This is a genomic window from Xanthomonas sp. PPL134 (assembly GCF_040595915.1).
Lineage (GTDB): Bacteria > Pseudomonadota > Gammaproteobacteria > Xanthomonadales > Xanthomonadaceae > Xanthomonas_A > Xanthomonas_A indica.
Window position 1 is genome coordinate 166952 of the sequence record NZ_JAMDLL010000005.1, and the last position, 26583, is coordinate 193534.

23 protein-coding genes are annotated in these 26583 nt (G+C 62.3%); 6 read left to right on the plus strand and 17 right to left on the minus strand.

Features of this window, described 5'->3' with window-relative positions; genetic code table 11:
• Positions 1-4: 4 nt before the first annotated feature.
• Positions 5-2092 carry a beta-galactosidase gene (locus M3U25_RS12280; RefSeq protein WP_355501054.1) on the minus strand — a complete coding sequence of 696 codons (2088 nt, stop codon included), beginning with the start codon at positions 2090-2092 and terminating at the stop codon, positions 5-7.
• A 334-nt stretch (positions 2093-2426) separates the two neighbouring features.
• Here M3U25_RS12280 and M3U25_RS12285 point away from each other — a divergent pair, with 334 nt between their 5' ends.
• Positions 2427-3644, plus strand: coding sequence for a glycoside hydrolase family 30 beta sandwich domain-containing protein (locus M3U25_RS12285; RefSeq protein ID WP_355501050.1), 1218 nt, complete (start codon positions 2427-2429; stop codon positions 3642-3644).
• A 150-nt stretch (positions 3645-3794) separates the two neighbouring features.
• On the opposite strand, the gene M3U25_RS12290 is transcribed toward M3U25_RS12285, so the two are convergent.
• From M3U25_RS12290 to M3U25_RS12300, 3 genes are all read right to left on the minus strand, one after another.
• Positions 3795-4619 carry an alpha/beta hydrolase gene (locus tag M3U25_RS12290; RefSeq protein ID WP_355501047.1) on the minus strand — a complete coding sequence of 275 codons (825 nt, stop codon included), beginning with the start codon at positions 4617-4619 and terminating at the stop codon, positions 3795-3797.
• A 645-nt stretch (positions 4620-5264) separates the two neighbouring features.
• Positions 5265-5897, minus strand: coding sequence for a DUF2076 family protein (locus tag M3U25_RS12295; protein WP_355501044.1), 633 nt, complete (start codon positions 5895-5897; stop codon positions 5265-5267).
• 213 nt (positions 5898-6110) lie between these two features.
• Positions 6111-6314 (minus strand): hypothetical protein, encoded by a 204-nt coding sequence (locus M3U25_RS12300; RefSeq protein ID WP_355501041.1) that lies wholly within the window; start codon positions 6312-6314, stop codon positions 6111-6113.
• A 344-nt stretch (positions 6315-6658) separates the two neighbouring features.
• On the opposite strand from M3U25_RS12300, the gene M3U25_RS12305 reads away from it, so the two are divergent.
• A complete protein-coding gene (locus M3U25_RS12305) occupies positions 6659-7204 on the plus strand; it encodes an RNA 2'-phosphotransferase (RefSeq protein ID WP_355501038.1) in 546 nt (181 codons plus the stop codon).
• Positions 7205-7318: 114 nt separating this feature from the next.
• On the opposite strand, the gene M3U25_RS12310 is transcribed toward M3U25_RS12305, so the two are convergent.
• Positions 7319-8287, minus strand: a complete 969-nt coding sequence (locus M3U25_RS12310; protein ID WP_355501035.1) for a polysaccharide deacetylase family protein — start codon at positions 8285-8287, stop codon at positions 7319-7321.
• A gap of 111 nt (positions 8288-8398) precedes the next feature.
• On the opposite strand from M3U25_RS12310, the gene M3U25_RS12315 reads away from it, so the two are divergent.
• Positions 8399-9367, plus strand: coding sequence for an alpha/beta hydrolase-fold protein (locus tag M3U25_RS12315; RefSeq protein WP_355501433.1), 969 nt, complete (start codon positions 8399-8401; stop codon positions 9365-9367).
• A 175-nt stretch (positions 9368-9542) separates the two neighbouring features.
• On the opposite strand, the gene M3U25_RS12320 is transcribed toward M3U25_RS12315, so the two are convergent.
• The 5 genes from M3U25_RS12320 to M3U25_RS12340 all read right to left on the minus strand — a co-directional run bounded on the left by M3U25_RS12320 (position 9543) and on the right by M3U25_RS12340 (position 13327).
• Positions 9543-10379, minus strand: a complete 837-nt coding sequence (locus tag M3U25_RS12320; protein ID WP_355501032.1) for a hypothetical protein — start codon at positions 10377-10379, stop codon at positions 9543-9545.
• A 233-nt stretch (positions 10380-10612) separates the two neighbouring features.
• Positions 10613-11392 (minus strand): SPFH domain-containing protein, encoded by a 780-nt coding sequence (locus M3U25_RS12325; RefSeq protein WP_019797028.1) that lies wholly within the window; start codon positions 11390-11392, stop codon positions 10613-10615.
• A gap of 121 nt (positions 11393-11513) precedes the next feature.
• The gene (locus tag M3U25_RS12330; RefSeq protein WP_355501029.1) at positions 11514-11993 is read right to left on the minus strand and encodes a hypothetical protein; all 480 of its coding nucleotides are present in this window, start codon (positions 11991-11993) and stop codon (positions 11514-11516) included.
• Positions 11994-12083: 90 nt separating this feature from the next.
• The gene (locus M3U25_RS12335) at positions 12084-12737 is read right to left on the minus strand and encodes a hypothetical protein (protein ID WP_355588609.1); all 654 of its coding nucleotides are present in this window, start codon (positions 12735-12737) and stop codon (positions 12084-12086) included.
• A gap of 92 nt (positions 12738-12829) precedes the next feature.
• Complete coding sequence (locus M3U25_RS12340) at positions 12830-13327, minus strand: hypothetical protein (RefSeq protein ID WP_355501023.1); 498 nt, start codon at positions 13325-13327, stop codon at positions 12830-12832.
• A 209-nt stretch (positions 13328-13536) separates the two neighbouring features.
• Here M3U25_RS12340 and M3U25_RS12345 point away from each other — a divergent pair, with 209 nt between their 5' ends.
• Together M3U25_RS12345 and M3U25_RS12350 are read left to right on the plus strand one after the other, a co-directional pair.
• Positions 13537-14328 carry a hypothetical protein gene (locus tag M3U25_RS12345; RefSeq protein WP_355501020.1) on the plus strand — a complete coding sequence of 264 codons (792 nt, stop codon included), beginning with the start codon at positions 13537-13539 and terminating at the stop codon, positions 14326-14328.
• A 21-nt stretch (positions 14329-14349) separates the two neighbouring features.
• A complete protein-coding gene (locus M3U25_RS12350; protein ID WP_355501016.1) occupies positions 14350-16431 on the plus strand; it encodes an XVIPCD domain-containing protein in 2082 nt (693 codons plus the stop codon).
• A gap of 249 nt (positions 16432-16680) precedes the next feature.
• Here the strand turns inward: M3U25_RS12350 and M3U25_RS12355 are convergent, their stop codons facing one another.
• Together M3U25_RS12355 and M3U25_RS12360 are read right to left on the minus strand one after the other, a co-directional pair.
• A complete protein-coding gene (locus M3U25_RS12355) occupies positions 16681-17490 on the minus strand; it encodes a hypothetical protein (protein WP_355501013.1) in 810 nt (269 codons plus the stop codon).
• A 58-nt stretch (positions 17491-17548) separates the two neighbouring features.
• Positions 17549-18148 (minus strand): hypothetical protein, encoded by a 600-nt coding sequence (locus M3U25_RS12360; RefSeq protein WP_355501010.1) that lies wholly within the window; start codon positions 18146-18148, stop codon positions 17549-17551.
• Positions 18149-18521: 373 nt separating this feature from the next.
• Here M3U25_RS12360 and M3U25_RS12365 point away from each other — a divergent pair, with 373 nt between their 5' ends.
• Entirely contained in the window at positions 18522-19247 is a 726-nt protein-coding gene (locus M3U25_RS12365; protein WP_355501007.1) for a hypothetical protein, read from the plus strand.
• A gap of 7 nt (positions 19248-19254) precedes the next feature.
• Here the strand turns inward: M3U25_RS12365 and M3U25_RS12370 are convergent, their stop codons facing one another.
• The 5 genes from M3U25_RS12370 to aceE form a co-directional block, all read right to left on the minus strand.
• Positions 19255-19764 carry a hypothetical protein gene (locus tag M3U25_RS12370; RefSeq protein ID WP_355501004.1) on the minus strand — a complete coding sequence of 170 codons (510 nt, stop codon included), beginning with the start codon at positions 19762-19764 and terminating at the stop codon, positions 19255-19257.
• Positions 19765-19859: 95 nt separating this feature from the next.
• Complete coding sequence (gene vsr / locus M3U25_RS12375; RefSeq protein WP_355501001.1) at positions 19860-20279, minus strand: DNA mismatch endonuclease Vsr; 420 nt, start codon at positions 20277-20279, stop codon at positions 19860-19862.
• A gap of 124 nt (positions 20280-20403) precedes the next feature.
• On the minus strand, positions 20404-22386 hold the full coding sequence (locus tag M3U25_RS12380) for an ATP-binding protein (RefSeq protein ID WP_355500998.1): 1983 nt from the start codon (positions 22384-22386) through the stop codon (positions 20404-20406).
• Between the two features lie 105 nt (positions 22387-22491).
• Positions 22492-23535 (minus strand): DNA cytosine methyltransferase, encoded by a 1044-nt coding sequence (locus M3U25_RS12385; protein ID WP_355500995.1) that lies wholly within the window; start codon positions 23533-23535, stop codon positions 22492-22494.
• 325 nt (positions 23536-23860) lie between these two features.
• Complete coding sequence (gene aceE / locus M3U25_RS12390; protein ID WP_355500992.1) at positions 23861-26551, minus strand: pyruvate dehydrogenase (acetyl-transferring), homodimeric type; 2691 nt, start codon at positions 26549-26551, stop codon at positions 23861-23863.
• Positions 26552-26583: the final 32 nt, after the last annotated feature.

Consider the following 26583-nt stretch of genomic DNA (forward strand, 5'->3'; position numbering starts at 1 on the left):
GCGCTCAGCGGCGCTGTTCGAGCACCGCCACGCCGTCGGGCGCCAGTTGCACCGTGTCGCCGCTCGGCGCCGGGCCCAGCAGCGAACGCATCGCCGCCGGCAACTGCACGACGTGCGTGGCGGTGCCGTGGTTGATCAGCACCACGATGCGGCGCGCGCCGTCGCTGCGTACGCCCACTTCCACGTCATCCGGCACGTCGGCCAGCGGCGCGTGCACGTCGGCCTCGCGTAACCAGTCGCCGGTGAGGCGATTCAGGGTGGCGTCGTCGAACCAGCCACCGACATAGCTGATGCGGCCCTTGCCGACGCGACGGGTCAGCAGCGCCGGCGCACCGTCCAGCCACCCATTGGCGGTGCCGTACTGCAGCGGTGCGGTGGTGTCGGCGGCAGTGGCCTGCAACTGTTCGGCCCAGATCTTGGCGCTGCCGTCGGCGCCCGCGCCGACCAGCGGGATGGGCTTGTCCAGCGCATAGAACTGTTCCACACGACCGCCAAGCAAGGCCGCCAGCGGGCCGGGCTGGCGCTGCGGGTGCAGGCCGTTGTCGATGTTCTTCATGCCGCTGCGCGGCCCCAGCACCAGGTGACCGCCGTGTTCGACGTACGCCTTCAACCGCTGCGCCTGCGCCTCGGTCAGCACGTTCAGCGCCGGCGCCACCACCAGCTTGTAGCGCTCCAGCGGCGCCATCGCCGAGACCACGTCGACCACCTGCGCCTGCTGCCGCAGCGGGCGGTAGAAACTCTTCATCTGCACGACCGGATCGAAGTCGGCCGCGTGCTTCTGGAAACCGATCGCCCAGCGGCTGTCGAAGTCGTTGATCAGCGCCACCTGCGCCTGCGGCGTGGTGCCGGCCAGCGCCGGCCCGGCCCTGGCGAACTCCGCGCCGACCTGCTGGATCTCCGCATACACCGGCACCGGCTCGCCATCGGCGCCAACCAGGGTGCCGTGGTACTCCTCCTGTCCATTGGGCGCGGCACGCCACTGCCAGTACGACACCGCATCGGCGCCATGTGCCACCGCCTGCCACGCCATCGCCCGCACCTGGCCCTTGCGCAGCGCCACGTTGGTCGCGCGCCAGTTGACGAAGCCCGGCTGGGTCTCCATCACCCAGTAGTTGCGCTGCTTGTAGCCGCGGGTCAGATCGTGGCGCGCCGCGTTGTCCACCCAGTCGTAGCGTTCGCCGGCGACGTAGTCGTCCCAGGCGGCGATGTCGAGCACGCCGTGCACGGTGTAGGCGTCGAAGCCGGCGAACCAGCCCATGGTGTTGGTGGTGATGAACTGGCGCGGATCGGCATGCGGGCGGATCGCGTCGATCTGGTTGCGCGAGTAGTCGGTCCAGGTGTCGCTGACGAAGCGCTTCCACTCCAGCAGCAGCGCCGGATTCTCCTCGTCCTCGCGCACCGGGATCTGCGCGAAGTCGTTGTAGGTCTGGCTCCAGTACGCCGTGGCCCAGCGCTGGTTGAGCGCCTCGATGCTGCCGTACTTGCGCTGCAACCAGGCGTGGAACTGCGCCTTGGCCTCGGGATCGAACGAGGACTGCGCGTACTCGTTGTCCAGTTGCCAGCCGACCACGTGCGGGTTGTGCCCGTAGCGCTGCGCCATCTGTTCGGCGATGGCATGCGCGAAGTGCCGGTAGCGGGTACTGGCGAAGGAGAACTGCTGGCGGTTGCCATGCTCGTCGCGCACCCCGTCCTGGCTGACCCGCAAGGTGTCCGGATAGGCCTGGGTCAACCAGGCCGGCGGCGCCGCGGTCGGCGTGCCCAGCACCACCACCATGCCATGGCGCGCGGCGGCGGCGATGGCGCGGTCCATCCAGGCGAAGTCGTACTGCCCCTCGCGCGGCTCCATCCGGCTCCAGGCGAATTCGCCGATCCGCACCACGCGCACGTGCGCCGCCTGCATCAGCGCCAGATCGTGCTCCCACTGCGCCTCCGGCCATTGCTCCGGATACCAGGCCACGCCGAGCAACAGCGGCGCAGCGTCGCGATAACGGGTGGCCTGCGCCTGCGCCAACGGCGGCACGCAGAGCACGATCGACAACAGCACGGCGAACAGCGCAACGCCGCAGCGTTGCGGAAAGCGGAACAGTGGCATGCGCAACATCCTTCGCAACAGGAAACGCCGGCACACCCCCTGCGTGCTACCGGCGTGTGCATTGTGCGCAGCTTTGTCCTGCGCGCACTTGTGCATCTTGCGGCGTTTGCGCGCGCAACTGCGCACAATCCGCACCCCGCACCTCACCGCATAACGCAGGATGCGCCAACGCTGCAGCGCGTCATCCTGCAAGGCCCATGCATCCATGTGGACTGAGGACAGCGTTGCGCTCGCGTTGCGCCACCGGTCTCACTTGGACGCTTTGGACGATCGCGACATTGAAATGGTCACCTGTGCTGGATAGCGTCACGCCTCCCCCACCCCTGGAGCCACCATGAAGACCCCTCGCTTGCTCGGCACCTTGCTCGCCGCGGCCGCCACGCTGTTCTCGGCCGGCGGCGCCTCAGCGCAGACCGTCACCGTCAATCCGTCCGAAGTCCACCAGACCATCCAGGGCTTCGGCGGCATGAACGGCGCCGGCTGGATCGCCGACCTCACCCCGGCCCAGGTCGATCTGGCGTTCGGCAGCGACACGGGGCAGATCGGCCTGTCGATCATGCGCATGCGCATCGATCCGTCCAGCTCCGGCTGGAGCCAGCAGGTGCCCTCGGCGGTTCGGGCACGCGCGCACGGCGCGGTGCTGCTGGCCACGCCGTGGTCGGCACCGGCCTACATGAAGTCGAACAACAGCCTCAACAACGGCGGCAAGCTGTTGTCGCAGTACTACGATGCCTACGCCAAGCACCTGCTGGACTTCACCGCCTACATGGACAGCAAGGGCGCGCCGATCTACGCCCTGTCGCTGCAGAACGAGCCGGACTGGCATCCGGACTACGAGTCGGGCGACTGGAACGGCACCGACTTCCTCAACTTCATCAGCGCCCAGGGCGCGAAGTTCGGCAAGTTCAAGCTGCTCGCGGCCGAGTCGCTGGGCTTCAACCCGGCATTGACCGACCCGGTGCTCAACAGCAGCGCCGCCCAGTACCTGTCGATCATCGGCGGGCACCTGTATGGCGTGCAGCCCAAGGACTACCCACTGGCGCGCAGCAAGGGCAAGCAGCTGTGGATGACCGAGCACTACACCGACAACACCGATGGCAATGCCTGGCCGTCCGCGCTCGGCGTGGGCAGCGAACTGCACAACAGCATGCTCGCCAACTACAGCGGCTACATCTGGTGGTACATCCGCCGCAGCTACGGGCTGATCGCCGAGAACGGCACGGTGAGCAAGCGCGGCTACGTGATGTCGCAATACGCGCGCTTCGTGCGCCCGGGTTCGGTGCGCATCGGCGCCACTGCCGCGCCGTACAGCGATGTCGCCGTCAGCGCCTACAAGACCCCGAACGGCAAGCTGGCCCTGGTCGTGGTCAATACCGGCACCCAGCATCGGCAGATCACCGTGCGCGTTCCCGCCGGCAGCGCCACCGCGTTCACCAAGTACAGCACCTCGTCCAGCCTCAACGTCGGCTACGGCGGCAAGTACAGCGTCGCCTCGGGCCAGACCGTGGTCTACGTCGATCCGCAGAGCGTGGCCACGCTGGTCGGCGAGTGACCTGCGTGATGGCGTAAGTAGGCCAGATCGACCCGCGGCAGCCGAGTGGTGCCGCGGGTCTGTTTTTTTACAGGCGTACTTCTCGCGTCGGTGCGGTGCCGCGCCTTGCACGGCGGCACCGCGGTACGCCGCCGATACCGGGACTCGCGGTCAGCCCAGCTTGGCCAGGAATGCCAGCAAGGCCTGATTGAACTCCTCGGCATGGCTGGTGTTGCAGCCGTGCGGCGCATCCTTCAGCAACACGACGTCGCTGCCGGCGATCGCACGGTGGGTGCGCTGGCCGGAGCCTTCGTACGGCACGGTGGCATCGGAGTCGCCGTGCAGCACCAGGGTCGGCACGTCGACCTTCTTGAGATCCTCGCGGAAATCCGTGGTACCGAACGCCTGCATGCACCCAAGCGCCGCGGTCTGGTCGCTCTGCAGGCACAGCGCGATCGCTTCCTGGCGCTGCGCCTCGCTCACCTTCAGCGTGCCGTGGGCACTGAAGAAGCCGCGGGTGAAGTCGTCGAAGAAGGTCTCGCGCGAGGCCTTCAGGCCCTGCTCCATCTCCTGCGCCTGCTCCTTGCTCAGCGGCCCTTCCGGGTTGTCCTCGGTCTTGAGCATGTACGGCGGTACCGCGGAAGCGAACACCACGCCGGCCAGCTTGTCGGTGCCATGCCGTGCCACGTAGCGCGCCACTTCGCCACCGCCCATCGAGAACCCGACCAGCACCGCGTCGCGCAGTTGCTTGTCCTCGAGGATGCCGGCCAGATCGTCGGCCAGGGTGTCGTACTCGTACCCGTCGGCCGGCTTCTCGGAACGGCCGAAGCCGCGGCGGTCGTAGGCGATGACCCGGTAGCCGGCCTGCTGCAGCGGCCCGACCTGGTCCTTCCACGCCTCGGCCGACAGCGGCCACCCATGGATCAGGATCACCGGACGACCGGCACCGCCGGTATCTTCGACATGCAGACGGACGCGCGCGTTGGTTGCAGCCATGGGCAAGACCTCGTAGTGGGGAGTCGCGGCAGCTTCTCCCGCCCCATGTCCTGCCCGCGTGAGCGCCGTGTGTCGGGTCGTTTAACGCGATGCGAAAGCGCTCAACCGATCCGCGGCATGGCGCGCGTCAACTGCGCCAGCGCGTCCCGCGCCATGCTGTGGAAGGCTGCGGACATGTGCGCGTCCTCGATAACGCGCTCCCAGAACTGCGCCGCCATGCCCGCCGCTGCGCGCCAGTCGTCGCGCCGGGTCTGGCAACGGCAGCGCCCAGGCACTCGGCACCCACCAAGCTCAGCCAGCCATTGCGCGGCGCCGGCGGCGCGGACAGCCACCAGTCAATGCGCCAGACCACATCCGCACCGGAAGACGACATGGAGCCCCGCGAACACATAACGTCGGGCCTCGCGCGCGCCTGCGATCGAATAGATGCGTGAATAGATAATCGACTGGCGCAGGGCAAGGCCTTGCCTGTGTTTCTGGGCGTTCTTGCATCTATGCGTCAATCCAGAGCGCCAACCGTGAATAGATTGATGAATAGATACTTGCGCCGATCGGTCGCTTCGATGTCTCGAAGCAACCGACGCGAGCGCCGGCTGGCGCTCGCTCGATCAATCGATCCGCGCGGTAACGCGAGCGCGCCGGGCATCACGTCCAGTTGTCGTTGCCGAAGTCGCCGTCGTCCTGGAAGTCCTGGCCCATGTCCTGCTGCGGCGTGTCGTCGTAATAGTTGTTGTTGGTGATGTTCTCGACCACCGTCTCCTGCGGAGCGCCGCCCCCGAACAGGCCACCGCCGTGGTGGCCGCCCAGCAGACTCTCCACGCCCTCGAACAGGAACATGCCGCCGGCCACGCCGGCCGCGGTGGTGGCCGCGCTGCTGAGGAAGCTGGGGCCACGCGCGGCGGCCGGCGTCGGCTCCGCGGCCGCGGCACCGCCACCGAACCAGCGCTCGCGCCAACCGGGCGCGCCGGCACCCGCGACGCCTGCGGCGGCGGGCGCCGGCGGCAACGGTGGCGGCGCCGCATTGAAACCCTGGCCCAGGAAGCTGGCGGGCGGCGGCGGTGGCGTGGCGGCCTGCTGCAATTGCGCGATCTGCGCCTTGGCGGCCTCCAGCGCATGCTCCAGCAGCAAGGTGCGCTGCACCAGCAGATACACGGCATCGGGTTGATCGGCCAGGCGCGCATGGATCAGCGCGTCGGCCTGCGGATCTTTGGCCACCCCGCCGGCGCTGCGCAGGCGCGCCAGGAAGTCTTCGAGAAGCTGCTGTTCTTGCGGAGTCATACCCGTACCTGGATGCGATGACCGGCCCAGTGCCGGCACGGCACGGTATGGGCATCGCCCGGCGCAGGCCAAGGGTGCATCCGAGCTCCGGTGTATCGTCATTCATCAATCACGCGTGCAAGGACAACCAGACCGGCGGCCGCCATGGCGAACTCCGACATTCTTCCGACAACGCGCGCCAGGTACGCCCCGATCCAAGCGCAGACGCCCTGATTATTCCGCGTCGCTGTCCGAACGGGAGGAGGACGTCGCATGCGGCAGCCGCGCCGCCCACATGTTGTCGATCAGGTTCGGATACGGACGGCCGTTCTCATCGGCCCGCTGTCGCGCGGCCGCCTTCTGCGAAGGCGACAGCGGCTGGCTGCGCTGACCGCGCGGATTCGGCTTCTTCCACGGAGGTGTCTTGGACGAGGGCATGGGTGTCACGGCGAATGGAGAGGTGCCATCGTGATCCGGCCACGCGTACGTGGATGGTGAAGGTGCCCAGCGGTCGGTCGCGCCGGCACACGGCCTTTCAACGTCTTGCCGAGGGAGATGAGGACGCTCCAATCCGCGGCATTAAATCGAACTTGCCTGACCGAAACACTGAACTCGCCAGGCACCGCTTGATCGGCGATCCTCGCCTCCAGGACGCTGACGATTGCATCGCGCCGACTCGGGCCTACACTGCCTCGACGCCAATGTTGCCAGCCCACTGACTGGCGACGCCGCGATCGGCCTCGCCGAACGCTGGTTGGAATTGTTAGCAACCAAGCATTCATATGAGCAAGCAACACACAGAAATCAGCAAGTTCCTCAGTTTTGTGCTTCGCCACGAACCGCAAGCCGCTGGCATCACCCTCGACAGCGAAGGCTGGGCGGAGGTCGATGCGTTGATCGTGGGTGCGGCCAAAGCTGGCAAAGTATTTGATGCGGCACTCGTTCGCGCCGTAGTGGATGGCAGCGACAAGAAACGCTTCGCACTCTCGGACGATGGCCTGCGCATCCGGGCTGTCCAAGGCCATTCGACCGAGAGCGTCGCCATCCAGTACGAAGCCAAGGTGCCGCCGGAGTTCCTCTACCACGGCACCGCCACACGGTTTCTGGACGCGATCCTGGCCGAGGGCTTGCGCGCCGGCCAACGGCATCATGTGCACCTGTCGCAGGACATCGCCACCGCGACCACCGTCGGGCAACGTCATGGCACGCCGGTTGTCCTGAAAGTCGAAGCCCTGCGGATGCACCAGCAGGGCTTTGCCTTCTTTCAGGCGGACAATGGCGTCTGGCTCACCCAGGCAGTCCCGAGCAGCTTTCTCTCGGAAATCTAGTTCCTGTGGCTATCCCGCTTGGGCGCCCATACCGCGAGTGCGACTGGACAGGAACACCCAGGGATTCATAATCCTTTGCTCCGATTTGGCAGGCGTTACGAGACGATCCCTGCACTACTCCGCATCCACCCCCGCCAACGCGAACACCCAGCGCGGCACCACGGGTTCGCCGGCATAGAAGTCCTTGGGCTTGTCCTCGGCCATGGCCCAGCGGTGCAGCCAACTGATCCCGCCGGGGCCGGTGTAGCCCTCGGCGTGGGTGTAGGCCGGATCGCGCAGTGCCTCATCCAGGCCAATGAAGGCATAGCCGCGGCGGCGGGTGGCCGCGACCAGCTCGGGGAAGGCAGCGGCGTTGAGCGCGTTGGCGTGCATCAGCCACACCTGCGGGATGCGGCGGCCGAACAGGGCATGCGATTCGCGCTCGAAAAAATCCAGCTTGTTGAGCATGTACGGCACGTAGCCCTTGCGCAGCCGCAGCAGCATGGCATCGCGCGCCGGGCCGGGCGGCTCGTCCAGCACATGCGCGTAGGCAAACGCCCACACCCACTCGCCGCTGTCCACGGTCACCGGCGCAATGCGGTAGCCGTGCGCGGCCAGGAAGGCGTTGACTGCATCGCGGTCCGCGACGCTGCGACCGGTCGCCAGATACGGATGACGGAACCACTGCAGCGACTGGCCGCGTTCGGCCAGCAACGGCCGCAAGGTGCGCTCGCCACGCACGATCGCGTCCTCGTACGCCGGCACACCGACCTGGTGCAGGTTGACGTGACCGTAGGTGTGATTGCCCAGCGCATAGCCGGCATCCAGCCAGTCGCGCAGCATCGCCACGCGTTGCGGCTGCACCTGTCCATCCTGCTCCAGCTTGTCCTCGTTGACGAAGCCGACGATGGGCACCTGCGCCTGCCGCAGCGAGGCCATCAACTGCGCATGCAGCGCCGGCAGCTGCGCTGGCGGCGTCTGCTCGATGCGCTGCCACGGCAGGTCGTCGATGGTGACCGCAATGCGGCGGGTATCGTCCTGGGCCTGGGCGAATGCGGCCACGCACAGCAGGGCCGGCAACAGCAGGCAGCGAAGCAGTCTCATCGGATGCTCCCGAAGTGGAAGCGCCAGTCTATCCGGATGGTCGCCGCCGCCAACATGGCACCATGTGCCGGATGCGAACCCCGCAGTAGCACGACATTAGGAGACGAAGGGATGAGGAAGGCGCTGTGGCTGGTCTGGACGTCCCTGCTGCTGGTAGGGTGCACGAACGTGGCACAAGCACCCGCGGCGGTAGCGGCAGCGAAAGAAGCCGCCACACGGCCAGCGGTGCCTGCCCCACGCACGGTGGTGACGCAGCTCGGCGGACAGCGCGGCAGCGGTGCGCCTTACGAACTGGTCGGGACCGAAGTGTGGGATGTTCCCGATCCCGTGTCCGGTCGCACGTATCAGGTGTTCGTGGCGCTGCCTGCCGGCTATGCGGACCATCCCGAGCGGCGCTACCCGGTGCTGTACGCGACGGATGCCGACTATGCGTTTCCGGTGGCGCGGCAGATCGCGCGGCGCTTGAACGGCGAAGGGCCGGCCATCGACGACTTCATCCTGGTGGGCTTGTCGTATGCGCTCGGCGATGCGCCGATGCCGAGCCGGCGACGCGACTACACGCCCACTACCGAGGCCGGCGATGTTGCGGCCGCCGGTGCCACTCACGGGGGTTCCAGCACCTACATTGCGTACTTGCGCGAACAAGTGCTCCCCTTCGTCGGCCAGCGCTATCGCACCGACGAAGCGCGGCGCCTGTTCCTTGGCCACTCCTACGGCGGCCTGCTCGGCACGCAGATCCTGCTGAGCACGCCGGAGCTGTTTTCCGGCTACATCGTGGGCAGCCCGTCGTACTGGTTCGGCGAGCATGCCATGCGCGCCGAGGAAGCGCGCTTCGCCTCCAGCCACCGCGACCTCCCGGCGCAGGTCTACCTGTACGTCGGCGAGTACGAACAACGCCGCTACGGCAAGCACTACGACATGGTGACCGACGCGCAGCAGATGGTGCAGACCTTGCGCGGGCGGCACTATCCGTCACTGCGCCTGCAATTGGACGTGCTGGCCGATGAGGATCACCTGAGCGTGGCGCCGCGTGGGCTCACCCATGGCTTGAAGTTTCTGCTGGGTGTTCCGCCGCAGTGAGATGTGGCACTCACGCCGCTGGCCGGACGGATGCCGTATCTCCATGGATGGCGTTGTCGCGGCTGAAGCCGCTCCTACAGGTGCGCCGGCCGCTGTTACAGGTTTCCCGAAGGCACGCCTCCATCTAGCGACGCGTGGTCGTAGAGGTTTACTGAAGGCGCCGTGCAACGGCCGCTCAGTACTTCAGCGCGTCCGCCGTCGGCGCCAGTGGCGCGAAGCGCGCACCGCTGAAATCGTGCAGCAACTGGAAGGCCTGCTCACCCCGCTGCGCCACTTCGTGGAAGTCGCTCTTGCGCAGGCGATAAAGCCCGCCCTCGCGCGCAAACACCAGGTCGCCGCCATCCCAGTCGGCCCAGTCGCTGCCCGGCAGATCGACCAGCACGTTGTCATCACGATCCAGCACCCGGTGATCCAGGCCGTACCACGCATGATTACCCTGGCCGACCGCATGCAGCAACGACTGCAGGCGGCGACCATTGGCGCCGAGCTTCTCGCGTACGCGCGGACGGCTGAATCGGAACAGCGCATCGCCGCGCAGCCCGCCACGTTCGCCCTCACCAGCATCGCGTAGCTGCCAGCCATCGCGCTCGCGCAACATGCCGTCGATCGGCTCGTCCTCGCCGCCGCCCGAATGCGTGCCGAACGGGCGCACCTGCAGATCGTGCGGCGCCTGGAAGCCGGTCGGCATCGGAAAAGGATCCCGCCCGTCGCGTGGCCGGTGGTTCAACAACAAGGTCCGCTCGTCCTCGAACATCCCGCCGCCACCCCAGCTGTCGCCCTTCGGCCACAGCGCCAGTGCGGTGAAGAACGGCGGCCGCGACAGCGCGGTCCAGGTGCCGAAAGGGCCGCGTTGCGTGGAGGCGAAGTACACCAGCAGCCGCCCCGACGGCGACAGATCGCAGCGCCGCTCGTAGATGCGGCCCTTGAACCACTGCCCGTGCACGAAGCTGTCCTCGCGCAGATCCCAGTGGATCAGCTGCACCTGCTTGCTCGGCCCGCGGCGGAAGATCACGCCGGTGCGCGCGGCGCGCGCCAGCAGAGCGAACAGGCTGGTCGCCGGCGGGCGCTACGACACGGGGGACGGAGTGGATTCCATCTGCGGATCTCCTCGCAGGACTCAGCCGTCACAGTGGCAGACCCGCGGCATCGCGACAACCGCCACCGGCGCGCCGCATTCGCGACGCGCATGCCACCACCGATATCCGCAAACGGCGGACCACCCGGGCCCGCCTCTACCGCGTCGCGCTACTTGGCGATCACCGACGTTCCCGACGGCACCATGTAGCAGGCCTGCGCCTTGGCGCAGGCCTCAGCGTTGATTTCGGCGATCTGGCTGGCCAGGTACTGCTCCGGAGTCAGGCCCATGCGGTTGCGGTAGGCGTTGTCCGCATCGGCCTTGGCCACCTGCTCCTGTTCACGCTGACGCTCGGCGGTGGTGGCTTCCACCAGGGTCTTGACCCGCTGCTGCTGCGCCGCGGTCAGGTTCATCTGCTGCAACACATCAGGATTGGGACGGGCGCGGCCGAGGGTGATGTTCTGGATCTGGATCGGCAGGCCCTGCTCCTTGACCAGGGCACGCACGTTCTCGGTGACCGAATCGTCGATCTTCCGCGCCGTGTCCGGGTCGCTCATCATCCGCGTCATGTCGTAGCGTTTGACCTGGTCGCGCACGATCGCCGCGTACTGGCTGGCGACGTTGTTCTTGAACCAGTCCTGGCCGAAGCCGGACAGCAGCCGCGCCGGCGCGGTGATCCGGTATTGGATCTGCGTGGAGAAGTCCAACAGGATGTTGTCGCTGGACGAGAAGTCGTCGAAGGCCACCTGCACCGTCTGCGGCGTGGTGTCCACGTACACCGCCGACGTCGTCATCCAGGTGTAGGTGCGGCCGGGATCGCGCACATCGTCCAGGCGGATGCCGCCCTTGCCGAACAGCAGCGGCTTGTCCACCAGCACCGCCTGCTGCCCCGGATCGGGTGAGACCACGGTACAGCCGCACAGCAAGGCCGCCACGGCGGCGGCCAGCATGGAATGTTTCATCGATGTCCCCCTGAAGGACGGCGCCGCGCGCCGTCGTGTGCGGGGGATGCTAGCGCATCGTGGGAGCGAGGCATCTACTTGGGCATGGGCGGATAGACCGCCTATGGACCTACATGAGATCCGAATAGTCGCCGATCTGGTTGCAAACCTCTCTCGGCGGATCATCCAACTTCACTATGCGGCGCTTGCGGGCCTCCGCTTCTCCCTTGGGAGACACGATGCGGTACAGCAAGTAAAAGCCATCCATGGATTTCCATAGGCCGAAGCTGGAGAGGCCCGAGAACTGGTAGGCCTTGCCGTCCGACCGGCGAGCGGTGAAGGCGCACTCCGCGTAGCTCCCCCATCCGCAGCTAGCGTTCAGCGTTTGAAGTCCGGCGCTTCCGTCCAGATCGAAATGATAGGTACGGCCTGCATCACTTTCTACGACCATCGGGGTCATCTGTTTTACACCCACCGACGCTCCATCAGTCCAATCGCTGGCTTGGCTGCAAAGTAGGTCACCCTGATCTACTTCGACGGCGCGGGCAGCAGAAACATTCATCCCCCCACCCAGGAATGCCGCGATCAGCCACCATCGCACTTCTGTCATTCTTCCCGCCTTAGTCGATCTGTCATCTGTGAAATTGCCCTTCCAACTAGCCAACGCCTGACCTGCCACGGGTCATCGTCAGGCGCGCTCCTATTTCGCCTTCCTCGTGAAGGCGACCAACAGTTCCGATCCAGCTTCTTCCAAGGCACTGACATTACCTTCGAAGCGGACGGACACCCGGTATCGGCCGGGCGCCGTATCCCGTATAAAAGCCATGTCCAATTCGCGGTAGGTGACATTCGGAGCAACCAACCCCGCGGCTTCCATCGTTGTGACGTCCGCATCTGCCGCGAAGATACGTGGCACATGCCCATCGCGATCCAAGGCCACGACTCGATATTCGGTACGCCCTATTTCTTCGCTCCGCTGCAATACCACCGGCTGCTCGCCCGCCTCTGTCAATCGATAGAGGTGCAACTGAGCGGTCACGCCGGCATCGCGTAGGCGATCGACCTTAGCCGCTGCCGCCTCCCCATCTGCAGCAGCGACCCGCAATCCGATGAAAATCGGCGGTTCAGGGTCATCCTCCTGGGGAGGAACAGCGAAATCGAGCGTGATGGCGTCAGACAGGAGTTGCGGACTGAGCTTCCTGACCAGCGGCACGGTCGTCCTCGCTGCAGGTGGCTCCTTGCCATGTGGCGCTCGGCTAGCTGCCACTGATTGAGCCGATTCGGGCTGGCATCCTGTCAGTTGCAGCGTCGCGGCGATGAAGACCATGCAAAGCGCTTGCTTTGATTTCGCCATGAAATCACCTCAATGTTTATTCCATAGAAGCGCCGAATTTCATTCTCACGCCAGCGCGTAGGGACGCTGCTTGCTTCGGCCGCAAGGAATTGTCAGGGCTGGTCGAGCCCATCTTCTTGATCCATGCACTCTTGATCGAAAGGCACATCCTTCCCTGCGACACTAGGATGAAGCGCAACGTCGCGCCGATAACCGGAACCGTACTTCTGATAGCGAACAAGCAGTCCATTTTGTAGCCGGAACCGATCTTCTGGTCCTGAGAACGCGGGGCATGCGGCGTAGCCTTTTCCTCCATCTTTGCTGCAATAGCGGATATACAACATGCCCCCGCGTACTTCCCCCTGCAACTGCCCATCATGGCCGTGCGCGTTGGTTCCCTCGCTCCAATCTCCGGTGACGCGATCGCCATCCTGCTGCAGATGCAGGCCCACGTAATGGCCCAAGTCGCATCTCTTGGCGTAACCCCACTCGCCGGAGAATGTGGTGGACTTGCTTGCGTAAGCGGAGCCCGCACACGAGGTCATCAACCCAATCGCCATAACTCGCGCGACCAGCGACAAGCGCCGCCCGCGTCGGTGCTGCTTCATCATCGGTCACCCCTTGTACATGGCCTGCGGCTGGTAGGCAGGGAAGATAGCAATCGGTCTCCCGGCGCTCCACAGACCTCCCACCAGATAGCCACCCGCAGGCCAGCCCGCGCAGGGACACACCGACTTGACGCGTAGCCGCATCGCGCGTTAAAGAGCAGCAGGGAAGACAGGATCGGCGAAAGGATATGGCGAAAACACGTCCTCTGAAGATGACCTGGCTGGTCTGCGCTGCGGTCGCCACGCTGTCCACAGCCGCCTGTTCGGCACAACCACCGGCCGATGCCCCGAAGCCGGCAGCACGCAAGGAGCAGCCTGCCGCGGCAGCACCGCAAGCTGCGCCCGACAGTACTCCTCAGCCCGGCGAATACATCACCGACAAGGGATGGGGCCGCCTGCTGATCAAGCAGCAGAATGGAGCATTGACCTTCTCCCTGGAAAGCACCACGGGGGAAGACGTGTGCGAGCTGAATGGCGCGATAGAAGGACACACCGGCGTCGCCAAGGGGAACAAGGGCCAACCCAACTGCCAGGTGAAGTTCGCCAATACGCCGCAGGGCATTGATGTAGCGGCCGCCACGCCCGCCGAATGCAAGACCTTCTGCGGCTACAACGGGGATTTCGAGGCGCCCTACCTGCGGGTCAAGGATGGCTGCGGCCGGGACGAGTTGGACCGCACACGGACGACCTTCAAGCGTCTCTATGACGCGAAAGACTACAAGGCGGCGCTCGCCACCTTGGCGCCAGTCGTGCCGAATTGTCTGCCTACGCTGGAATGGGAAGACGAAGGCGCCATTCGTAACGATCTGGCCATCACCCAGTACAAGAATGGCCTGTATGCGCAGTGCCTGGCCACACTCGACAAGTATGCCGAGGACGCCGCCAAGGACGACGACGCGGCCGTGGAAGGATGGACACCAATGCTGGCAGACCGCTACCTGGCGATCGTGCACGCAGCGAGAACCAACATCGGCTTGTGCCGCAAAGGCGCAACGAAGAAGTAGTCCCCAACGCGAGGGAGTGTCATGGCAGAAGGGAATGAGGGCACCACGCCGCCGCCGGCGACCACACTGACGGATTCGGAGCTGCGGGCACTGGCCTACTTTGGCGTGGGCATTGGATCGGAAGGAGGCGATAGCGGGAAGAACGTCTCCTATCAACTCTCCTTCGCCGGCAATGTTCGCAATGGGGTGATGACCCCAGTGGGAAACAGTGGCTATTCCATCGGCACCTTGCAGACGGATTTGGGCCAGCATCCCGAGGTGGCCGCGTCTCTGGTGGAGGCGTATCAGACCTGGGCGGGCAGAGCCCATCCGGACTGGGTACTCACCGAAGCGCAGCAAACCCAAACAGCCAGCGACCTCGGCCGCAACGGGCGCACGATCACGGCCCAGCACGGTCGAGCCCTGGACGCGACCGTCAAATCGCACCTGGATACCTTCCTCGCCTCGGATGCAGGCCTCACCTACGTCCATGAGCGTGACACTGCCCAGGTCAATTTGTTGATGCAGCCCGGTAGCGGGGTCAACCAGCTCCGGGAGACAGCTCTCTATCAAGGCGCCACACTGGACGAGCAGGCCAAACTGGCCACCATCGTGCTGAAGCTGGAGAACCAAGGCGGGGAGCGCTATTACCCAAGGATCATCGACGGCATCAGTAAGGGAACGATTACGAGCGCTGAAGACGCACAAACCGTCGTCAACGGATTTCTGCCCAATCGTGGTGGGCGAAGCCGAACCGAGCCCGATTACATCGAGACCGGCGCTGCGCACGCCCTTGAAGCGACAGATGTCTTCAACGCCTTGCGCAATGCGGACGCGCGCAGCCCGCTATATCAACCATGGCAAAACGTATTGGCCAATCCACTGGTCAATCCCACGCAGACAGGGCAGGACGCAGCAAGGCCGAATCTCAGCGCGGAATACACGACGGTCAAGAATCTGTTCCTGCAGAAGAGCAATGCCCCTGCGCTGATCGAAGCGTTGGACCAGGGAGGAGCCTACGGCTACAACGTCCCTGATCGTCAGGGGCGTCCCCGGCCGCAGTCCACCAGCCTGTATGCCTCGGGCGACGACTTCGTCGTGATGGATGGGAACGGAGTGGGGAAGGCCTACATCGGCGGCGCTTGGAGCGACGTGAATCGTGCCGACCTCACTCGCGTCAATAACCACGACGGCACCGTCGATCTGAACATCAGCCGCGGCGGCACCACCGATCGGCTGCTCCACCTGGATCCGAATGCACCGGTCTTGCGTCCGCCGCAACCAGCAACGGGCCCGGTCGATCAGGCACCACCCACACCTGCGCAGCAGGCGCCGCTCCCGGGGACGGGAGAGCGCGGTGGTCAACGACAAGGGGCCATTGAATCCAGCCCAGCGCCACTATTGCCGACTGACCTGCGCGATCCCGCGCATCCCGGAAACGCGGCATTTCAGCGCACACTCGGCGAGGTCCACCGCATGGAAGATGGGCAAAGCATTCCGCATGGACCGCACAGCGAGAAGGTAGCCGCTGCACTGCTGGTAGAAGCGGAACGAAACAAGCAAGGCATCACCAACGTCGAGATGCGAGCCGATGGCCAAGTGCAGGGTGTCGCGCGCTACAACGCCTTCGAATCCGAGAAACGTGTGAATGTGGATCCGCAAAGTGCTCAGTCGGGAAGCATGGAAACCTATGCCGCGCAGTGGTCACAAGCGCGCTCGTCCCATTACGCCAGCAACGCACCAGCGGCCGAGCGAACGCCCGAGCAAAGCCAGGCATTGGCGCTGCTACCGCCCGAGGATCGGCAGATGTTTGACAAGATCCGAGGCGCGACACCCGCCCATCTTTCGGACGACGTGGTGGCAAAGGCGCTTTATGCAGCGAAGCAGGATGGCATAGCGGACGCTTCCAAGATTGATAGTGTGCACATGTTGGGAGACCGTCTTGTGGTGAACGGGACGACGCCCGGCTTCCGTGGCGTGGTGGAAGTTTCACAACCATCGCCGCCACTGCAGGAAACCGCGCAGCAAACATTGGCACTCAACCAACAACAGGCGATCGCGCAGCAACAGGATGAGACTCAACGGCAGCAGCGGGCGCAGGACACAGCTACCAGAACGGTGTGAGCGACATACGTTGAGCGCGGTCGCATCGTCGGTAAAGCTCAAATTGCACTGGCGTCCTCTTTAGGCGGCACAGCCGCGGGACCGCCTGGAAACTTGTTCTTCGTGTCCGCGCTCGAACCGGTTCGCATAGTGACGACCACTCGGTTCTGCATCGCCGAACGGCTGGATGACACCGCTGACCAACGCACAAACATTTGAATACGTCGCAGGAGCTACAAGCGACCACAGCATGGCGACTCCACTGCCGCCTCAGCGAAGGGCTTTCAGGCAGAACTGCTGCATCGCGTTGCCTTCTTGCGATGCTTTGGTCACCGCACCGTTGCGCAAGAACGGCATCAAGTCTCTCGTCACCGAAAGACCCGCGGCATTGGATGCCGCGACACTTTCCGAGACACCTTTGACGTGAGTAGCGAGGGCAATCGCAGGTAGATCCTTGCTCCTCACCCATCCCAGTGCCTGCAGTTGCGCGCATGCGCCCATCGTGTAAGCCAGGCGTTCTTCCTCTTGCATCTCGGACGTCGTGCCGCTGAGGCCACGCAGCAGGTGAAATGTTTCGTGTGCCGTTGTGGAGACGACGTTCGCGGCGGCCAAGTCCCCTTCCTTGTCTAGTGCGAATGCATAGCGCGTGCTAGCCCTGGCCGCTGTTGCAAGCGATGAGGTGCGGGCAATGAGTTGTTGACCGGGACTGATCAGATCCACAATCAGCTTCAACTCCACGTCAGGCAAGCCGGACGCGGCGATGGCGTACTGAAGTGCCGTCAGTACTGCGGCACAGGTTGGCGCAGCATAGGCTTCTGCATTCTCCTGTCTTCGCAAGGCGACGTGCAGCTTTCCGCTGCGACACTCGTCAATGACAGTGAACTTCTCGGCCGCGCGTGAGCTACCAGCTAACACGCTCACTGTTCTGACCACGAACACCGGTCCGAACTTCGACACCGCGGTCGCGTGCGCGCCCTCTTTGGCGAGCAAGTAGGCAGGTGGCACCTGAATGGAGGTGCAGGCTGTCAGCAAGGAAAGCGCCATCGCTAGAGCAGTGGCGCGCGTTGGATATAGTTTCATTCGCTGAAACATCGACCAGCTACTCCTAACTTGGAAGCATTGCAGACGCCATGTCGGATCAATGCAGCCGCCCGCCGCTTGCGGGTTGTGCGGTCGACTCCAGCGCATAGACCGCCCGATCTTCGCGTACGCGATTGGACGGTGGGTCGCGCAGCGGCTGGCGTGCGATGTGTAGCAGCAGTTCATGCACTTCGCTCGCTGCAGCGCAGAGCGTATCGCCCACTTCCGGCAATGGCTCGCCGGCACGCCCGGACGCATCGCCGGCCGCCACCATCCGGGCATTGGCCGAGACGATCTCGGCAAGCTCAGTGAGTCTGTCGATCTGCTGCTGCGTGACCCGGAATGGGCCGCTGCCGGCTTCCGTCGCTGCCTGGACAGTGGCATCGGGCCAGGCGCCGCGCGTTGTGTGCTTCCGCTGGGTGGGATAGGACAGCGCACCCAGTACCAAGTCCACTTGCTCGGCCAACAGCTCCAGGCAGAGTGCCAGTTCGCTCATGCGCACCTTGGGTTCGGCGGCGTGCTCCTCGGCCGGCGTGCGTGGCTGTGCCAGCCGGACCAGGAAGCGCACGTGATCGCGCAGCTTCGCCAGGCGGAACTGGCTGTCCTCCGGTAGGAAATAGCCGGGCATGTCGTCGTCGTCCAAACGGTCGTGCGCCATCGTTGCCTCCTCGTTCCATGAAGGGGTCCGGCCGCCACGCATGGCGGACGGGAAGTCGGGAGGTTCGAAACCGCTAACAGACGGCGGGCGTATTTCCCCGAAGGGTGTTGTATTAGCCGCCCTCCCGACGCAGGCATCGCGTCGGCTTGCGCCCGAGCTTCGGGCACAAAAAACCCACCGGTTTGTCGGAGGTGGGTACCGCTGTTAGAGGAGTTTCGACGCTCCTTGAAGAGGAGAGTGCTACTGCACGCCATGGCGTGTCAATAGCGATTTGTAGACCTTGTATTGGGCAATCGGATTGCTCTGGCGCGATATCAGTGGCTGCGGAATACTTGCTGTAGACAGCCTCAGCTGGACGCTCGAAGGTAGAGACATGGCGAACGCAATGGAAGAAGTGCCCGCAGCGCCTACCAAGCATTCCGAAGATCGTGTGGCAGCCCACGCACTCAGCTTTCCTTGGCTCGCAGAGGTGATGAGCCACTACTCGCAAGTGACCGAGCAGAACCGCGCTGGCCCAGTGGAGCGGTGGAGTTTCATCACTGGCTTGTTGGGCGCGGGGTTTGGCATGTTGTTCGGCACTTTGCTGGATGGCAAGGCCGGGTTCGTCTGTGCAGCAGCGGGAGTCACCATCGAGCTCATTGGCTTTGCAATCGCCGCCATTTTGCAGATCAAACGTGAGCTGCCTGGCATTAGACATCCACATGCCAAGCATGCAGAGCAGATGGAGCAGGAGCTTTTTCAGTACCAAGACATCGTCAAGGCACTACGCGCGTTTCCGCTTGAGCAGCGCCGTCAACGCGAGACCTTCATGCGTGACCGTCGGACGAACATGCATGAGCGCCTGGGCTTGTTCACCGGCGGAATGGAGAAGCTCGGGATCATGCCGGTGCTGCTCGCCCTCTATCTGCAGTTCAAGGACTGGCGCTGGGGTGACTGGAGCGTGCTGAGCAAGATCACGATCATGCAGAGCGTTCTCGCGTTCCTGCTGCTGTTCGCTTACGCGCTTTCCTGGCATCTGATCCGATTGCGCGTTCGCGTGCAGACATACGAGCAACTACTTGCTGAAGCGAACCGGCAAGACACTGCCGCTAGCGGTTGAGCACGCGTCACCGCGTAAAGAACCACTCCATGAATTCCTCGGCGACGTCGGGCGTGAGCTCAAGGACGGCCTCCGCGACCGCGTGCTGCCCCTTGGCAGCGGCGACGGCGGCTAGAGCGCAGGCAAGAAAGTCCGGGTCCCAAGCGCGAGAGGACGCAGCCGCGACCAAGGAGGGAAGTTGAGCCAGGGCATGCAGGTAAGCGGCCCGAAGATCCTCGGGGATCTCGGTCTGGCTTTTCGCGCGGCAAATCTCCACCCAGGCAGGGAACTGGAAGTACCCGTGATCCACCTTGTCGGGTGCGCGTACCAACGCATCGACGACATGCGGCACGGCCGCGAAGGAAGCCGAATAGACGTCGCCTTGATGCGTAAGGGCGCTCCACAAGGTGAACCACGGCTCCGATCCATCCGCGGATGAAGGCACTGTCTGTAGCTGCCCCAACAACGCGGGGATGTCGCCGGCTGCGCCATAGGCGTGCTGAAGCTCGGACCAGCGCGAACTTTCGAGACCAAGCACAGTGCTTTCTCCGGTACGCAATTGACTAAGCCGTGAAGGCCAATAGCAGTGGAGGAAAGTGCACTCTGATCCTTGCCCCCAAAGTTGTTAACCAATCATCCGCTGCGGAAAGGAAACAAGATTTCTTTTAATTTTAAAGACAGCCCTTCAAGGTTTCTAGTTTCACACTCCCATATCACCTTTACCGACCACCCTTTCGCCGTTAATTCAGCCTCTTTCCTTATGTCTCTCTCGATGTTTCGGTCGAACTTTTTTACCCAAAATTCAACATTACTGCTTGGCGTTGTAGTTAAGCGACAATCCAAATGACGATGCCAAAAACATCCATGCACAAAAATGACAAGACGACGAGAAGGAAAAACAAGGTCTGGTCGCCCAGGGAGCGTATCTACGTACAACCTGTATCGCGCGCCCAGGGCGTGAGCTATTTTTCTTACAAGCAGCTCTGGCTTGGTATCACGTCGACGCACCGAAGCCATTATCTTACTTCTTTGATATGGAGTTAACCGATCCATAAAAGCGGAACCCCTATATCAAAGTTAGAAAAATTATTTTCGCCATACCAGCCTATAAAAACCACAGCACGGCAACTACGGTAGGCTACTCTCTAGGGACCAGTAACAAAGCCCTCTTCCATTGTTAGCTAGCAAGCTTTGGCAAAGACGCCTTTTCGTTCGCCTCTATCCGCTCCAGGAACTTTTCGATGCGGCCCTTAGCCTCACCACGGGATTTAAAATAGGCTTCGTATGCTGCTCTTGCACTTACTATCAATGTTTCGTAGGTGACGACCCGCGCTCCGATTTCAGCGAGCGAATCGAGCTCTCTTTCATCCAAATGCGACCTATCAGAACAGACAAAATAGATAGCTACACTAGCTGGAGCACCGCCCCCGTCCATCCAGGCACCATGCTGCTTACAGTATTCCTCAACTGCTCTACGGTAGCGATTGCACTGATCCATAATTTTCAACCATGGAACGCGTACACCCGGTCGTTTTAATTCCACCACAACGTGACGACCAGACTGTGCGCGATAAGCAATGTCCAAACGCGCGCCATCATCAGTATCTGGGCAACTATCCCGTAGATACTGCGACAGCCGCAACTCCATTTGCTGAGTACCTTGGATGCGATCCCATGTCGGGTCAAGAAGCCAAAGATGATCCAGCAAATATCTCTGAACCACACCCTCAAGCTCTTCGCCCTGGACCTTGTCCTCGAACGCCTGGATTATCTCTAATCGCTGTCGACTGATGTCGTAAAAATGACTTTCTTCAACAGCGTCTAGTGTTGCAAATATGGCTTGAAATTCCGGCGACAAGACATCATCGATCCCATCAAGCTGATCAAGCGCCTGCTTAACTCGCAATTTCTCAAAAGCGACCATTGTGCTTTTGTACATCATTGAGCGCGCATTACGATTGCGCTTTGCATCGTTATAAAACTCGACCTTATCAATCGACCTAATTAACTTTTTCGCAAGCTTACGATCTTTTTCTCGCTCAAGAGTGGCAATCCATTCCTCGATAATTTGACCGGGCCCCTCAGGATCAGTATCGCCGATCTCTCCACGCCACAGATCCCATTGATCTCGAATTTCCGCCAACATTCGTGTTAAATGCGCCCGAATTTCCACGAAATATGGATCATATTGGATGACAGACTCACGAGCCGAAGTCGCGCGATCAATGTCATCAGAGTCAAGGAAATCCGCATGAACCTCCCCAACAATGTAACTGTTGAAATAACGGGTATCACCTATGTCCGCCAACAGGTCTTCTTGCCAAAGGCGCCCGTTGGCAAAAAGGGATATTTGATTAATACTTTCGCCATCTACGCCCAACTTACTTGGCGTATCAACGGTACCGATGAAACCTCGCAATTGAAGTGCATGTCCATCAACCTGCAGTAAGGCGGATATTTTTTTAGCAGCAACTTTGCCATTAAGCGACTCTGGCTTTGCAAGCATAGCCCCTTGCTTAATAGCCTCTTCTAAAGAGGGATCATCAAAATACCAAATGAATTGAAGATTCTTGTGAATTCCCGCATCAGCTCTTGTAATCTTATTGCCATTCACTTCAACTTCAAAGCCATGTTGCGGCCCGATAATCCCGAACCGACGAGCGAGTCGCGGCACGAGATATCCAACACTGCGCTCTACTGAACGGTTCAACCCCTCAAGCGTGATCCGCGTTCCATGTCCGTTGGGCATACACGGTGCGTCATCGAACAGCTTAGGCAGATAGTCGGCGTTTGCCTTAGCCTTGGCCTCTAGTTCAGAAACGTCTATTTCGAAGCCAATTGGATCCAAGCCGGACATCTGAGTGACAACAGATACCTTAGTTGAAATGGAGAACATCGCAAGCTTTCCGATTCCCTTGCGCCCCATTACTCTTCGCTTCCCGTTATCGGATGTAGCCGAACCTGTAAATTCGCGACGGCTATAACCTACACTAAGAAACCGCTTTTGCAACGCCTCCCTATCCATGCCATGGCCGTTGTCCTCTACAACCAGGGTATCTGCCTGAGCGTCAATAGTAACTGTCACCTTCTCCGCTTCAGCATCCCAACTATTTGCAACCAGCTCAGTCAACACGGAGGGCGCTGAAGCATATAGCTTCATGCCTAGGTGGTGTAGAACATTAAGATGAAGTTGAAAGCGGAGAGGCTCCTCCGATGGTGCAGGAGAAACTTCTATTACCTCCGAATTATCCATCTGAGTTCCCTCTCAATTTTCGATGTGATTTAAGAAATGTTTTCCAACTGCTTCGCCGAGAGGAGGAGGCACAGCATTTCCTATATGCTTCCCAATGCTAATAAATTCAACCGGCGCTCCCGGGCGCACAAACTGATAATTCTCCGGAAACCCTTGCAACATGGCAGCTTCACGCAGAGTAATAGCACGATCTTGCTCAGGGTGACCAAACCTACCGGTACCGAAGTTGTAAGCCTGCGTGGTGATTGTTGGAGATGGCTTATCCCAGCACATGCGGGCATAAACACTTTGAAAACTGGACCCACTTTCTCGTTTATGACAAGGCGCTCGAAGGCTTTCTGGCCAGTCCCGCCACGTACCGCCAGGCTTAGACGCACGAATACGCCTTAGATTGATCTCCGTCAAGGCACGAGCCCTGTGCAACGGATCTACTGAGCACTGTTCTCCTGACGAAATTTTAGGAAGCGCGCCAATCACATCCTTTACCGTCGGAAGAGGAGCATCTTTAGGAATAGCATCTGGGAGCGGCGTGAGATTTCCAAGTCTAGAGGCAATTACAACAAGCCTCCGCCGATGCTGTGCTAGCCCAAATCGGGGCGCATAGCACGAACGATATTGCACACTGTATTTAGCCTGCCTTAGGCCGTCAACAAAACGCTTAAATACATCTGTCGATTGAAGCGGCGCGACGTTCTCCATAGTCACCAGCTCTGGCTTCACTGAACGCACTATACGAAGAAACTCATCTAGCAAGCCCCATTTTTCGTCATTTGAGGTGTCTACACCCCGCATATGCCGCGAGAATGGCTGACAAGGTGCGCAACCCGCTAGCAATCGAATTGAGCCAGCAGGATAATGGGCGGCGATATCCTTTCCCTTTAATGCGCGTATATCAGCCGCAATGAACTTAGCTCCTACATTTGATTCATAAGTCGACTGACAGGTGGCATCTAAGTCATAGCCCGCCACCACCTGAATTCCTGATTTTTTCAGCCCATAAGAAAGGCCGCCGACTCCACAAAAAAGATCAACGGCATAAATATGCGATTTAGACATAGACGTACTCTCTAGATTACCCCTGCTTCAATGACGAGCCCCGGCAAAATTTTGACCATAGCGCTCATCGCAGACAAAGCTAAAAACAGCAGGCAATCTATAAGGCCAAGTGACTGACATCCAACTGGGAAGTGATAATGCACCCCACGTCTGCGCGCCCCGCCTTGAGGCGGAGCAATACCATTTCGCACAGCCTCATCCAATATCGGCGATGCGGAACCTCAGCAAAAATCAGCATATTAAATCCTCCGTGATATAGCTTCATCTTACACTTTCAAATCAACTACAAAAAGCGAGGGCGGCATAGAGCCGCCCTCTACATAATTCACACCCCAACCGGATTAGCCTTCTCCGGATCAATCTTGTACTGCTTGATCGCCCGAGCCACATCCTTGCCGGTCATCTTCCCATCCTTCGCCAACGCCGCAATGGCGGCATGCGCGATGTAGTACCGATCCACCTCGAAGAACCGACGCAGGTTGGCACGCGTATCCGAGCGGCCGAAGCCGTCGGTGCCCAGCACGGTGTAGTGCATCGGCACGAAGGCGCGGATCTGGTCGGCGAAGGCGCGCACGTAGTCGGTGGCGGCGATGGCCGGGCCCTGGCGGCCTTCCAGCAGCTGGGTGACGAACGGCTTGCGCTGTTCGCCCTCCGGGTGCAGGCGGTTCCAGCGCTCGGCGTCGAAGCCGTCGCGGCGCAGTTCGTTGAAGCTGGGGCAGGACCAGATGTCGGCGGTGACGCCGAAGTCCTTGTCCAGCAGCTCGGCGGCGGCGATGGCTTCGCGCAGGATGGTGCCCGAGCCCAGCAGCTGCACGCGCAGTTCGCCCTTCTTGGGCTTGCCGGCGTCCTTGAGCAGGTACATGCCCTTGATGATGCCGTCTTCCGCGCCCGCCGGCATTTCCGGGTGGGCGTAGTTCTCGTTCATCAGGGTGATGTAGTAGTACTCGTCCACCTGCTCCTGCATCATCCGCTGGATGCCGTACTGCATGACCACGGTGACTTCGTAGCCGAAGGTGGGGTCGTAGCTGCGCACGTTGGGGATGGAGCCGGCGATGACCTGGCTGAAGCCGTCTTCGTGCTGCAGGCCTTCACCATTGAGCGTGGTGCGGCCGGCGGTGCCGCCAAGCAGGAAGCCGCGGGTGCGCATGTCCGCCGCCTGCCAGGCGATGTCGCCGACGCGCTGGAAGCCGAACATGGAGTAATAGATGTAGAACGGCAGCATCGGCACGTTGCTGACCGAGTAGCTGGTGCCGGCGGCCATCCACGAGGAGATCGCGCCCGGCTCGCTGATGCCCTGCTGCAGCACCTGGCCGGACTGGTCTTCGCGGTAGAACATCAACTGGTCGGCGTCCACCGGCTTGTACTTCTGGCCGAACGGGGCGTAGATGCCGATCTGCCGGAACATGCCTTCCATGCCGAAGGTGCGGGCTTCGTCGGCCACGATCGGCACGATGCGCGGGCCCAGTTCCTTGTCGCGCAGGGCGATGTTGAGGCTCTGCACGAAGGCCATGGTGGTGGAGTAGGTGCGCTCGCCGCTGTCCTTGAGCAGGCGCTCGAACTTGTCCAGGCCCGGGGCCGGGATGGACAGGTCGGCCTTGCGGCGGCGCTGCGGCAGGTAGCCGCCCATCGCGGCACGGCGCTCCTGCAGGTACTGCACTTCCGGCGAGTCCGGGCCGGGGTGGTAGAACGGCACCTGCTCGGCGTCGGCCAGCTGCTTGTCGCTGAGCGGGATGTTGAAGCGGTCGCGGAACGCGCGCACGGCGTCGTCGTCCAGCTTCTTGGTCTGGTGGGTGGGGTTCAGCGCCTCGCCGGCCGAGCCCATGCCGTAGCCCTTGACGGTCTTGGCCAGGATCACGGTGGGCATGCCGGTGGTGTTCACCGCCTGGTGGTAGGCGGCGTAGACTTTGTGCGGATCGTGGCCGCCACGGTTCAGGCGCCAGATGTCGTCGTCGGACAGGCCGGCGACCATGGCCGCGGTCTCCGGGTACTTGCCGAAGAAGTTGGCGCGGGTATAGGCGCCGCCGAAGGCCTTGCAGTTCTGGTACTCGCCGTCGACGGTTTCCATCATCAGCTTCTTGAGGACGCCGTTGGTGTCCTTGGCCAGCAGGGCGTCCCAGTAGCCGCCCCACAGCAGCTTGATGACGTTCCAGCCGCCGCCACGGAACACGCCTTCCAGCTCCTGGATGATCTTGCCGTTGCCGCGCACCGGGCCGTCCAGGCGCTGCAGGTTGCAGTTGACCACGAAGATGAGGTTGTCCAGGCCTTCGCGGCCGGCCAGGGCGATGGCGCCCAGGGTCTCGGGCTCGTCGCTCTCGCCGTCGCCGATGAAGCACCACACCTTGCGGTCGGACTTCTCGATCAGGCCGCGGTGCTCCAGGTACTTCATGAACTGCGCCTGGTAGATGGCGCTGAGCGGGCCCAGGCCCATCGACACGGTGGGGGTCTGCCAGAAGTCCGGCATCAGCCACGGGTGCGGATAGGAGGAGATGCCCTGCCCGTCCACTTCCATGCGGAAGTTGTTGAGCTGGTCTTCGCTGATGCGGCCTTCCAGGAAGGCGCGGGCGTAGATGCCGGGGGAGCTGTGGCCCTGGATGTACAGCAGGTCGCCGGGGTGCTTGTCCGAGGGCGCGCGCCAGAAGTGGTTGAAGCCCACGTCGTACAGGGTGGCGCTGGAGGCGAAGGAGGCGATGTGGCCGCCCAGGTCGCCCGGCTTGCGGTTGGCGCGGACCACGGTGGCCATGGCGTTCCAGCGGATGATCGAGCGGATCTTCCACTCGATGGCCGCGTCGCCCGGGCTCTTGGCCTCGTTGGCGGGGGCGATGGTGTTGACGTACTCGGTGGTCGGCGAGAACGGCAGGTAGGCGCCGGAACGACGGGTCAGTTCGACCATGTCCTCCAGCAGCTGATGCGCGCGCTCGGGGCCTGCGACATCGATGACGGCCTTGAGCGATTCGATCCACTCCTGGGTCTCAGTGGGGTTCGGATCGTTCTGCAGCACCTCGTTCAACCAGTTCATAACGCTCCCGTAGGTCGCACGCACGCGCGCGA

Coding starts and splice junctions, on each gene's coding strand:
- M3U25_RS12280 (WP_355501054.1), bottom strand. CDS start 2,092: ATGCCACTGTTCCGCTTTCCGCAACGCTGCGGCGTTGCGCTGTTCGCC.
- M3U25_RS12285 (WP_355501050.1), top strand. CDS start 2,427: ATGAAGACCCCTCGCTTGCTCGGCACCTTGCTCGCCGCGGCCGCCACG.
- M3U25_RS12290 (WP_355501047.1), bottom strand. CDS start 4,619: ATGGCTGCAACCAACGCGCGCGTCCGTCTGCATGTCGAAGATACCGGC.
- M3U25_RS12295 (WP_355501044.1), bottom strand. CDS start 5,897: ATGACTCCGCAAGAACAGCAGCTTCTCGAAGACTTCCTGGCGCGCCTG.
- M3U25_RS12300 (WP_355501041.1), bottom strand. CDS start 6,314: ATGCCCTCGTCCAAGACACCTCCGTGGAAGAAGCCGAATCCGCGCGGT.
- M3U25_RS12305 (WP_355501038.1), top strand. CDS start 6,659: ATGAGCAAGCAACACACAGAAATCAGCAAGTTCCTCAGTTTTGTGCTT.
- M3U25_RS12310 (WP_355501035.1), bottom strand. CDS start 8,287: ATGAGACTGCTTCGCTGCCTGCTGTTGCCGGCCCTGCTGTGCGTGGCC.
- M3U25_RS12315 (WP_355501433.1), top strand. CDS start 8,399: ATGAGGAAGGCGCTGTGGCTGGTCTGGACGTCCCTGCTGCTGGTAGGG.
- M3U25_RS12325 (WP_019797028.1), bottom strand. CDS start 11,392: ATGCTGGCCGCCGCCGTGGCGGCCTTGCTGTGCGGCTGTACCGTGGTC.
- M3U25_RS12330 (WP_355501029.1), bottom strand. CDS start 11,993: ATGACAGAAGTGCGATGGTGGCTGATCGCGGCATTCCTGGGTGGGGGG.
- M3U25_RS12335 (WP_355588609.1), bottom strand. CDS start 12,737: ATGGCGAAATCAAAGCAAGCGCTTTGCATGGTCTTCATCGCCGCGACG.
- M3U25_RS12340 (WP_355501023.1), bottom strand. CDS start 13,327: ATGATGAAGCAGCACCGACGCGGGCGGCGCTTGTCGCTGGTCGCGCGA.
- M3U25_RS12345 (WP_355501020.1), top strand. CDS start 13,537: ATGACCTGGCTGGTCTGCGCTGCGGTCGCCACGCTGTCCACAGCCGCC.
- M3U25_RS12350 (WP_355501016.1), top strand. CDS start 14,350: ATGGCAGAAGGGAATGAGGGCACCACGCCGCCGCCGGCGACCACACTG.
- M3U25_RS12355 (WP_355501013.1), bottom strand. CDS start 17,490: ATGAAACTATATCCAACGCGCGCCACTGCTCTAGCGATGGCGCTTTCC.
- M3U25_RS12360 (WP_355501010.1), bottom strand. CDS start 18,148: ATGGCGCACGACCGTTTGGACGACGACGACATGCCCGGCTATTTCCTA.
- M3U25_RS12365 (WP_355501007.1), top strand. CDS start 18,522: ATGGCGAACGCAATGGAAGAAGTGCCCGCAGCGCCTACCAAGCATTCC.
- vsr (WP_355501001.1), bottom strand. CDS start 20,279: ATGGATCGGTTAACTCCATATCAAAGAAGTAAGATAATGGCTTCGGTG.
- M3U25_RS12380 (WP_355500998.1), bottom strand. CDS start 22,386: ATGAAGCTATATGCTTCAGCGCCCTCCGTGTTGACTGAGCTGGTTGCA.
- M3U25_RS12385 (WP_355500995.1), bottom strand. CDS start 23,535: ATGTCTAAATCGCATATTTATGCCGTTGATCTTTTTTGTGGAGTCGGC.
- aceE (WP_355500992.1), bottom strand. CDS start 26,551: ATGAACTGGTTGAACGAGGTGCTGCAGAACGATCCGAACCCCACTGAG.